Origin of the sequence: Sphaerospermopsis kisseleviana CS-549, assembly GCF_028329225.1 — a bacterium.
In the GTDB taxonomy this organism is placed as follows: domain Bacteria; phylum Cyanobacteriota; class Cyanobacteriia; order Cyanobacteriales; family Nostocaceae; genus Sphaerospermopsis; species Sphaerospermopsis kisseleviana.
This window is the reverse complement of sequence record NZ_JAQMTI010000156.1, coordinates 1-9,551: the sequence shown is the minus strand read 5'-3', so window position 1 is coordinate 9,551 and position 9,551 is coordinate 1. Positions and strand designations below refer to the sequence as shown.

At 38.8% G+C, this 9,551-nt stretch carries 9 protein-coding genes; 3 read left to right on the top strand and 6 right to left on the bottom strand.

Annotated elements, in window-relative coordinates:
- Positions 1 to 169: 169 nt before the first annotated feature.
- The 4 genes from lipA to PN497_RS13140 all read right to left on the bottom strand — a co-directional run bounded on the left by lipA (position 170) and on the right by PN497_RS13140 (position 2,963).
- Entirely contained in the window at positions 170 to 1,066 is an 897-nt protein-coding gene (lipA, locus tag PN497_RS13155; RefSeq protein ID WP_096565679.1) for a lipoyl synthase, read from the bottom strand.
- Between the two features lie 424 nt (positions 1,067 to 1,490).
- Complete coding sequence (grxD, locus tag PN497_RS13150; RefSeq protein ID WP_096572563.1) at positions 1,491 to 1,814, bottom strand: Grx4 family monothiol glutaredoxin; 324 nt, start codon at positions 1,812 to 1,814, stop codon at positions 1,491 to 1,493.
- A gap of 226 nt (positions 1,815 to 2,040) precedes the next feature.
- Positions 2,041 to 2,277, bottom strand: coding sequence for a BolA family protein (locus PN497_RS13145; protein ID WP_096565682.1), 237 nt, complete (start codon positions 2,275 to 2,277; stop codon positions 2,041 to 2,043).
- Positions 2,278 to 2,414: 137 nt separating this feature from the next.
- Positions 2,415 to 2,963, bottom strand: a complete 549-nt coding sequence (locus tag PN497_RS13140) for a hypothetical protein (protein WP_096565685.1) — start codon at positions 2,961 to 2,963, stop codon at positions 2,415 to 2,417.
- Positions 2,964 to 3,133: 170 nt separating this feature from the next.
- Here PN497_RS13140 and PN497_RS13135 point away from each other — a divergent pair, with 170 nt between their 5' ends.
- The 3 genes from PN497_RS13135 to PN497_RS13125 all read left to right on the top strand — a co-directional run bounded on the left by PN497_RS13135 (position 3,134) and on the right by PN497_RS13125 (position 6,787).
- Positions 3,134 to 5,239, top strand: a complete 2,106-nt coding sequence (locus PN497_RS13135) for a S8 family serine peptidase (RefSeq protein ID WP_096565687.1) — start codon at positions 3,134 to 3,136, stop codon at positions 5,237 to 5,239.
- The gene (locus tag PN497_RS13130) at positions 5,232 to 5,408 is read left to right on the top strand and encodes a hypothetical protein (protein WP_193944214.1); all 177 of its coding nucleotides are present in this window, start codon (positions 5,232 to 5,234) and stop codon (positions 5,406 to 5,408) included. The genes PN497_RS13135 and PN497_RS13130 overlap by 8 nt, the downstream gene beginning before the upstream one ends.
- 446 nt (positions 5,409 to 5,854) lie before the next feature.
- Positions 5,855 to 6,787 (top strand): cobalamin-binding protein, encoded by a 933-nt coding sequence (locus PN497_RS13125; protein ID WP_096565689.1) that lies wholly within the window; start codon positions 5,855 to 5,857, stop codon positions 6,785 to 6,787.
- A gap of 397 nt (positions 6,788 to 7,184) precedes the next feature.
- Here PN497_RS13125 and PN497_RS13120 read toward each other — a convergent pair whose 3' ends face one another.
- Together PN497_RS13120 and PN497_RS13115 are read right to left on the bottom strand one after the other, a co-directional pair.
- The gene (locus PN497_RS13120; protein WP_096565693.1) at positions 7,185 to 8,525 is read right to left on the bottom strand and encodes a hemolysin family protein; all 1,341 of its coding nucleotides are present in this window, start codon (positions 8,523 to 8,525) and stop codon (positions 7,185 to 7,187) included.
- Between the two features lie 243 nt (positions 8,526 to 8,768).
- A complete protein-coding gene (locus PN497_RS13115; protein ID WP_096565695.1) occupies positions 8,769 to 9,467 on the bottom strand; it encodes a hypothetical protein in 699 nt (232 codons plus the stop codon).
- Positions 9,468 to 9,551 lie beyond the last annotated feature (84 nt).

The window sequence follows — 9,551 nt, the reverse complement described above, 5'->3', positions numbered from 1 at the left end:
GGACTGGGGACTGGGGACTGGGGACTGGGGACTGGTGACTGGGGACTGGGGACTGGGGAAGAAAATTTTAGATTTTAGATTTTAGATTTTAGATTGGAGTGAACAAAATCCAAAATCCAAAATCCAAAATTGAATTACCAATTACCAATTACCAATTACCAATTACCAATTACCAATCACCAGCATGATAAGAACTCCGCACCAGAGGACCAGAACGAACATGACTAAAGCCCATGTCCTGGGCTATTTTCCCCAGTTCATCAAATTCTGCTGGTGTCCAATATTTTTGTACTGGGAGATGTTCCAAAGAAGGGCGCATGTATTGACCGAGTGTGATGCGATCGCAACCCACAGCCCGCAGATCCGCCATTGTTTCAATTATTTCTTCCTTAGTTTCCCCATGTCCCAACATTAAACCGGACTTAGTGGGTATACTGGCATCAATTTCTTTCACTGTTGCTAACACTGCCAGAGAGCGATCGTATTTTGCACCTCGTCGCACCGGACCTGTTAACCTGCGAACCGTCTCCACATTATGATTATAACAAGCCGGTTGAGCATTCACAATCATAGCTATCCTGTGCTTTTGACCAGTTTCACCCACACCCGCACCACCCCAAAAATCTGGTGTGAGAACCTCAATTTGCGTTGCTGGGTTCATTTGGCGAATTGTTGCCATAGTCTTGACAAAATGACCTGCACCCCCGTCAGCTAAATCATCACGGGCAACAGCAGTCAGTACCACATAGCTCAATCCTAACAAATGTACAGATTCTGCTACCTTTTGCGGTTCTTCCTCGTCTACGGGCATTGGTGCGTGACCTTTATCTACTTGACAAAAAGCACAAGACCTAGTGCAAGTCGGACCCATGAGTAAAAAAGTTGCCGTTTTTTGGGCGTAGCATTCCCCCCGGTTGGGACAGCGGCCTTCTTCACAAATAGTATGAATTTGACGCTGCTTAATAATACGTTGTACCGTCGAAATTTCACTAGCTTTACCAATAGAACGGCGTAACCAGCTAGGCATGGCAGCAATTTCTGATTTGAGTTCTTGTGCAGAATTCATATAATCTGTTGATGAACTTGAGAATATAAAAAATCACTGGGAAATAAGTAAAGCTACCAATAGCTTACAAACCATTGTTTACAAGGCAAGCAACAATTTGAAAATTTACTTCCGATTTCCTTACAGCTTTGGCAATTATACGGAAATATACTCTCCCCCAATTTACGCAAATCTTATATATATTATCTGTGAAGGGAAGACCTGGAAGACACGGAGGGAAAGTAGACAAGGAAGATTTAATACGCACAATGGTATTTTGACGGACTGTTCTGGTGATCAAGAGAATCTGATTTTGTAGGGTTTTCCTCCCTTGTTCACTGTCCTTCCAAGTCATCCTTGTCTTGCCCTCACGACAATGTAAAATACCTACCCTTGTGAGATATCCCCATCTCCCCATCTATCTTCCCAGTCCACAGTCCCCAATTTATGAAGCTAGTGCTACTTCTACTTTTTCCTGTAATTCACCTTTTTGATACATTTCATACAAAATATCAGAACCGCCTAAAAATTCACCATTAATGTAAATTTGGGGAATTGTTGGCCACTCAGAATATTCTTTAATGCCTTGACGGACTTCATAATCAGAAAGCACATCAAAAGTCTCAAAGGGAACGCCCAAAGCATTGAAAATCTGCACCGCATTGTTAGAAAAACCACATTGGGGCATTAATTTAGTTCCCTTCATGAAAACCATGATTTTATTGTTCTTGATCAAGTTATCAATTTTTTCTTTAACTTCCGGTGTCATTGTTGTTAGTTCCTTTTTGCGGAGATTCAAAATTCCAAGGTTCATTCAATTTTAGATTGATTTATTAGATTGATTTATTAGATTGATTTATTAGATTGATTTATAGATTTTGATTAGATTGCAATTTTTTCATTTTCATGTAATTTATTCAATCCAAAATCCAAAATCCAAAATCTAAAATCCAAAATATAAAATCTAAAATCTAAAATCTAAAATCTAAAATTAGTCAAGCTTCGGGAGTAGATGTTTTCAAAGCCAAGGCATGAATCGCTTCAGTTGACATCGCTTGCTTCAACGCACCATAAACCATCTGGTGTTGTTTTACAAGTCCCTTACCTGCAAACTGTGATGAAACGACAGTCACCTGATAGTGATCCCCACCACCTGTTAAGTCTTGCACCTCAACTTGTGCATCTGGCAGTTCTGCCTTAATCATGTCCTCAACTTGCTGTGGAGTAATCATCCCAATTCCTGAAAAAAACTTACTTCTCTATTATTATCAGGGAATAGGTGACAGGTGACAGGTGACAGGTGACAGTTAAGAGGCAGGGGAGCAGGGGAAGTTGATAACACAATCAACTATCAACTATTAACTATCAACTATTTTCTGGGATAAGCGGTATCAACAAAACCTAATTCAAACAGTTGTTGATAAGCTTTTTTACCTAATTCCCGTGTGGGGTTTTGACTCTTAATAATTTGAATCAATAATGGTACTGCTAATTCTGGCTGATTTAAAGCTCGATGTACTAGTGCTAATTGATAGGTTGCTTCGTCGCGTTTTTGGGCAGTTTCCAGGGCTTTTTTGCGTTGAGAATCAGATACTCTGATGTCAATACCGGAAAAACTGGCATTTAAATCTTGGTAAAAATTAGATAGCTGATTATAAAGTTGGCGTGCTTCTTGGAGTTTTTTAGCAGCTAGGGTGTAGTTTTGACCGGAAACAGCTTGTTCTGCCTCTTTCATCAGGCGATCGCCACCTGCCATACTTAACAAGCTATTATTTTGGCTGTTGGGACGCAGGGTATTAGGTTCATTACCATCAATAGGTTGTGCTTGGTTATCGGGTAGCTGTATTAACTGAGCCTGTACAGGTGATAGCAGACTAAGAATTGCAATAAGTGATAAAGAAGTAGCAGTAAGGTTCATGGGGTCAAATACTGTAACAAGTCTATAAAAAATTTATGGAAACTTTGGGTATCTTAACTCGGTTTGTGCTTGAGATACAGCAAAATTAGATCACAACTTTCTCTGATGTAGACTGGACATCAGTTGAATAGAGTTCCTGTAACCCTGCATATTCAGTCAAGTATTCCATGATGAGCGATCGCCTTAATTCCTCTAATTCTCAAACTACAGGTGTACCCACAAGCAGCCAAGGAGTTGTTTTACAACGTGGTGGAGAAGAATTGATTTTAGAAAAAGTTTGGGAACGCTTTACCATCCGTCCGACAGCCAAACTTTCTCCTGAACAATTATCTCAGGTTTCTTGGGGCATTTGGCGGCGCACTATCCCCAGAGCCAAATTAGAAGTATTCACCGTTGAACCTAGTCGGTTAGACGCGGCCATGTCCCAAGCAAGGGCTGATGAAAAGGTAGCTTTTGCTAGTCATGTTTACAAGTTTAAAGATAATCCAGGTACTTATGTTTATTTAAGTGACCAAATCACAATTCAATTTGCGACTTGGGTGGACTCTGCCAAAATTAATACTATAGCTGCCACATATAGCTTAATGGAAAATCAATCAGTTCCAGGGCTACCTAATACATTTATTTTTCTTGTTAGCAAACAAGCCACAGAAAATCCCATTAAAATTACCAACCAATTGCAAGCACTTCCAGAAGTTTTAGCTGCCGAACCAAATATTTTTATTCAACAAGAACCACATTATAAACCTAGTGATTCTCTCTATTCTCAGCAATGGTATCTTAACCATAATAGCGGTAATCAGTTAGGAATAGGTTCTCATATTTCTGTAGAACAAGCTTGGGATATTACTCGCGGTGTGCGTTCTGTGGTGGTTGCAGTTGTGGATGATTCTTTTGATTTAAATCATCCAGATTTTCAAGGTTTGGGTAAAGTTATTGCGCCTAGAGATTTGAAAGAAAATGATTTTTTACCTTTACCTGGAGAACAAGAAACCAGTCACGGTACTGCTTGTGCAGGAATAGCTGTAGCCGAAGAAAATGGTCAAGGAATTGTTGGTGTTGCTCCTGGTTGTGCTTTAATGCCAATTCGCACCACGGGATATTTAGATGATGAATCTATTGAAGATATATTTAATTGGGCAATTAATCACGGTGCTAGTGTAATTTCTTGTAGTTGGGGAGCTTCTGCTGTTTATTTTCCTTTATCTTTGCGTCAAAAGGCGGCTATTAACCGCGCTGCTACTCAAGGAAGAAATGGTAAAGGATGTGTAATTGTTTTTGCCGCTGGTAATGCTAATCGTCCCATTGATGGCACTATCAATGAGCAAAATTGGCCAAAGAATATTTTACAAGGTAAAACAGCTTGGTTAAGTGGTTTTGCAGTTCATCCAGATGTAATTGCGGTTTCTGCGTCTACGAGTTTAAATAAAAAAGCAGCTTATAGTAATTGGGGTGAAAATATTTCTGTTTGCGCTCCTAGTAATAATGCTCCTCCAGGAATGTGGTTTCAAGAAACTGGTTTTGTTTACACACAACCAACCATAAATACTTCTCTTCTTGGTTTGGGAATGTTTACTACAGATCAACTCGGAGCAGCTGGTTATAATCCTGGAAATTTTACTAATAATTTTGGTGGTACTTCTAGTGCAACTCCTGTAGTCGCTGGAATAGCAGCTTTAATTTTATCAGTTAATCCTGATTTAACGGCTCAACAAGTTAACCGTATTTTACAAGAAACCACTGATAAAATTGTTGATCCAGAACCTGACCCACAATTAGGTTTGCGGGGTGGAACTTATGATAGTAATGGTCATTGTATTTGGTTTGGTTATGGTAAAGTTAATGCTGCTAAATCTGTACGTGTAGCGCAACAGTTGAGTAAAGTGACATCAAGTGTTAACAAACAACTAAAAGGTGAGAATAAAAATATAGTGGCAATTCCTGATAATGATCAAAGGGGAATCAGGAGTATAATTACGGTGAATGAAAATGTCACTGTTGCAGATATTCAAGTAACGGTGAATATTACTCATGAATTTTTAGGAGATTTAGAAATTTATTTAATTTCTCCTAATAATCAACAAGTGTTGTTACAAAGTCGGACATTGGGAAAACAAACTCAGTTAGAAAGGACTTATAGTGTGCGATCGCATCCTGTCCTTAAACAATTACTTTCCATCTCTGCTAGGGGCAATTGGCAATTACAAGTTATTGATAATTCACCTCCAGATGTGGGTCAATTGAATATTTGGGAATTAATCATAGGATATGCGTAATAATGCAACCCAAAAATCAATTTCTCATCCATATAAACCCAATAAAAAATATTCGGTTTTAACCGACTTTAGCCCGGATTTCTCACTAGAGGAAAAAATAATTGATGAAAAGCCAGAGCAAAACTTTGTAGGGGCGAAGCATTCGGGTGATAAGCTGTTACACAGCTAAATTGTATAATCCTAATATTCTGAACTCTTGTGGAACAGGCAAGATGCCTGTTCCACTTATACAAATTAAATGCACAACAGCTTACCTATGGCTGAAACTAGTTCATATTCTGTCCGAATGCTATCCGCCCTTACGATTAATGAATCGGTGTTCTAGATAAGAACAAGCAAAATTTACTCAAACTTTATATACCTGTATATACCTGTGCGCCTTTTCATCGCCTTTCCTGATTGTCGCAAATGGGCGCTAAATAAAAATGCTAACATCCTCAAGATAGATATCTTATTTCTGGAAGTATGCAAAAATAAAAGTAGCAACAAGTGTAAAAAAAATTGAAACCGTTTTTTATTCTTGACTACTGACTGCTGTAAGGGTTTAGCAGTGCTAAACCCCTACTCCTGTAACTCCTGTACTCCTGTAACTCCTATCCCCAGGAGGTAATACTTATGATAGATACAGATATAAAAATTGTTTCTTTAATTCCTAGTGCGACGGAAATTGCTGCTACTCTGGGTTTGCAAAATGCTATAGTTGGGCGATCGCATGAATGTGATTATCCCCCAGAAATTTCCCATCTTCCAGTTTGCACACAAGCACGGTTAAATGGTAAAGCTCCTAGCAATAGCATTCATGATCAAGTCAACAAAATAGTACAATCTGCTTTGAGTATTTACAACATCAAATTAGATGTTTTAGAGAAATTGCAACCTACCCATATTCTTACTCAAGCTCAATGTGATGTCTCAGCAGTCAGTTTACCAGAAGTAGAGAAAGCTGTCACCCAACTTACCCACAGTTCACCACAGATTATCTCTTTACAGCCTAACACACTGCGGGATGTGTGGGGTGACATTGAGAGAATAGGTCAAACCTTTGGAGTAGATTCAGTAAAAATACTTGAAAATTTAGAAGCCAGAGTTAAAATTTGTAACCGAAAAGTTCAAGGACTGTCTGTAGCAGAAATGCCTACAGTTGCTTGTATCGAGTGGACTGATCCGGTGATGACGGCTGCAAATTGGATACCTGAGTTAGTTAATTTGGCAGGTGGACAAACCTTGTTTAGTGTTACGGGTAAACCTTCTGCTCTCATCAACTGGGAAACCTTGGTTGCTACTAACCCCGATGTAATTATTTTTATGCCCCGCGGCTTTAATTTACAACGGACTCAACAAGAAGCGAAATTATTAACTCAGCGTCCAGAGTGGGAAAAACTGCACGCTGTTAAAACTGGCAGAGTTTTCATCACTGATGGTAATGCTTATTTTAACCGACCTGGACCGCGTTTAGTTGATTCTGTGGAAATATTGGCAGAAATATTGCACCCAGAAATATTTGATTATGGTTATCAAGGTACTGGGTGGCAAACTTTACACAACTAAGAAGAGTATTTAAAAGAGCAATTAATCATGAGGCGAAGTAGGGGCGAAGCATTCGGAAAATAGGCTGTTCATAAAATTGATAATTGCTCCCCTGAATGCTTCGCCCTTACAGGAAAATAGGCTGTTCATAAAATTGATAATTGTTCCCCTGAATGCTTCGCCCTTACAGGAAAATAGGCTGTTCATAAAATTGATAATTGTTCCCCCGAATGCTTCGCCCTTACAGGAAAATAGGCTGTTCATAAAATTGATAAGCTGTTACACAGCTAAATTGTATAATCCTAATATTCTGAACTCTTATTTAACAGGCAAGATGCCTGTTCCACTTATACAAATTAAATACACAACAGCTTAATTGCTCCCCCGAATGCTTCGCCCCTAAGACTCCTGACTCGTGCTATAATATTCTAATTTCGATTTGGTGCAAGCGTGGTCCGCTAACTGAGACTATAGTAAATTCTAGATTCTCATAGTTGAATATTTCCCCTTTGGCGGGTATTCTTTGCAACTGATAAAGTACAAAACCTCCCAAAGTTTGATATTCTCTTGCTAAGGGTAAATTAATATGTAAAACTTCATTTAGGTCTTCTAGATTTATCTGTGCTTGCACTAAAAATGTTTGTTTTTCTGACATTTGCACCAGCAAATCATCAGTAACTGTTGGTTCACCTGCATTACCAATAATTTCAGCAATTACATCTTGAATTGTCACTATTCCCACGGTAGCGCCAAATTCATCAACCACGATCACCATCGTCGGTTTTTCTTGCTGCATCATGGGCAATAATTCGCTCAGAAGTGTCTGTTCTGGGACAAACCGGGGGGGACGCATCCAAGGGTAAATTTGTGTTTCTAAGGTCATTTTCCCCTGGGATAACGGTGTTGCTAAATCTTGAAAATAAACAATACCGCGAATGTCGTCTAAAGATTCACCAATGATGGGATAGAGAGAATGTCCAGTAGATGTCATTTCTTGTAATAATGTTTGAAAAGTAGCATCTTCTGGTAAAGTAATAATGCTTGTCCGGGGAATCATTACATCTTGGGCGGTAATTTCTCCAAACTCAAAAACATTATTTAACAGTTCTCTTTCTGCTAATTCTAAACCTGTTGATTCCCGTTCTGTTGATATAATTAATTGTAATTCTTCAGGTGTAACTGGAGGTCTCCAACTTTGACCTGTGTATTCAATGCCAAATAATTTTAACAGGTAACGGGTTGATTGGTTGAGAATCCAAATTACCGGACTGAAAAATCGGACTATAGCTTTCACAGAAGGACCTAAAAACCTGGCCAGTTTTTCGGAATACAACATGGCCACTGATTTAGGAAATAATTCTCCTAAAACTATTTGTAAATAGGCAAGTAAGAAAAAGGTAATGGGAATTGATAGAGAATGAGCCAGAAAATTACTCAAATTCCCCGGTAAAGGCCAGGACTGTAACCATGCGTTTACTATGACGACAATGCTACTTTCTCCAATCCAACCTAATGCCAAACTAGAAAGGGTAATACCTAATTGGGCAGTAGATAACAACCTGTCAATACTACGTTGTAACATTTCTACTGCGATCGCAGGTATATCACCAGCTTGAACCAGCTGATGGATACGAGTTCGCCGCACTGTCACCATTGAAAATTCTGCGGTAACGAAAAAGGCATTAATTGCTATCAGCAGTAACACTGACAACAATTTAAACCCTATATCTGTCCAAATTAACTGAGAAAAAGCACTCACCTCTCAAGGTTATGTTAAAGAATTTTGGATTTTAGATTTTGGATTTTAGATTTTAGATTTTAGATTTTAGATTTTAGATTTTAGATTTTAGATTGACCCCATATTGGGCAAAGTTTAAACATACCTACAGTCAGGGGTTTGTTATTCAATCGGAAATTTTGAATATTGGGTTCAAAATCCAAAGGCGAAAATCTAAAAGTCCGTCAACATTATTGTCATACTAAAACGCTAATAATAGCATTTTTATTTTTCCACAGGAATATCGGATACCTGTAATTTCAGTTTTTGGGCGGGATAATCTGTTAACGCCAGTGATACACTGCTCACATCATCTAGTAAAGCTGTAGGAATGCTGATTGTACCTGTAAAGGTTGGACCTTTACCTGGTAATTCGGCGGGCAATCCCTCTGTAATGGCGCTCAAAGTTCTGCCTTTATCATCAGTAACATCTAAAAAACTATACAAGAATCTAACAGTATCATTAGCTTGATTCTGCATTTTGACTCTTAGTATTAAATCACCACCAGAATAACGAACCGATTGTACAGACATTGTTACGCCTTCGCTCTCAGCCACAACTGGAAATCCTGGTTCTAGTTTTTCTTCTGCTACTTCTTCGCGCTTTTGGGCAGCCTCAGATTTTTTGGCTGTGATTTCTTCTTCTTCCTCTCGTTTTTGTGCCTTATTATCAGTTTTATTATCTTGCATTCGCGCTTTTACAGCTTTGATAATATCTTCCTCTTTTAATAAATTTACTCTGTCCGATTCGGCGTTATTATTCCTATTGCTGGCAAATTTGCTAGTGGGGCGACCATCTGGTGACGAAACACCTTTGAGAGCAGAACTTCCCATCGAAAAACCCAAAAATGCGCTCACAGAACCTGCTCCCAGCATTAGGGTTAACAAAATCAACGTCAGAACTACAGTGGAATTTATTTTCATCGCTGACAAGCTATTACAGAAAAAAACATAGTCTATATATTAGTCAAGAAAAGCAGGGACTGGTGACTGGGGACTGGTGACTGG

Excerpts from the sequence above, each read along its gene's own strand:
- lipA (WP_096565679.1), bottom strand. The coding sequence starts at position 1,066 with ATGAATTCTGCACAAGAACTCAAATCAGAAATTGCTGCCATGCCTAGC.
- grxD (WP_096572563.1), bottom strand. The coding sequence starts at position 1,814 with ATGACACCGGAAGTTAAAGAAAAAATTGATAACTTGATCAAGAACAAT.
- PN497_RS13145 (WP_096565682.1), bottom strand. The coding sequence starts at position 2,277 with ATGATTACTCCACAGCAAGTTGAGGACATGATTAAGGCAGAACTGCCA.
- PN497_RS13140 (WP_096565685.1), bottom strand. The coding sequence starts at position 2,963 with ATGAACCTTACTGCTACTTCTTTATCACTTATTGCAATTCTTAGTCTG.
- PN497_RS13135 (WP_096565687.1), top strand. The coding sequence starts at position 3,134 with ATGAGCGATCGCCTTAATTCCTCTAATTCTCAAACTACAGGTGTACCC.
- PN497_RS13130 (WP_193944214.1), top strand. The coding sequence starts at position 5,232 with ATGCGTAATAATGCAACCCAAAAATCAATTTCTCATCCATATAAACCC.
- PN497_RS13125 (WP_096565689.1), top strand. The coding sequence starts at position 5,855 with ATGATAGATACAGATATAAAAATTGTTTCTTTAATTCCTAGTGCGACG.
- PN497_RS13115 (WP_096565695.1), bottom strand. The coding sequence starts at position 9,467 with ATGAAAATAAATTCCACTGTAGTTCTGACGTTGATTTTGTTAACCCTA.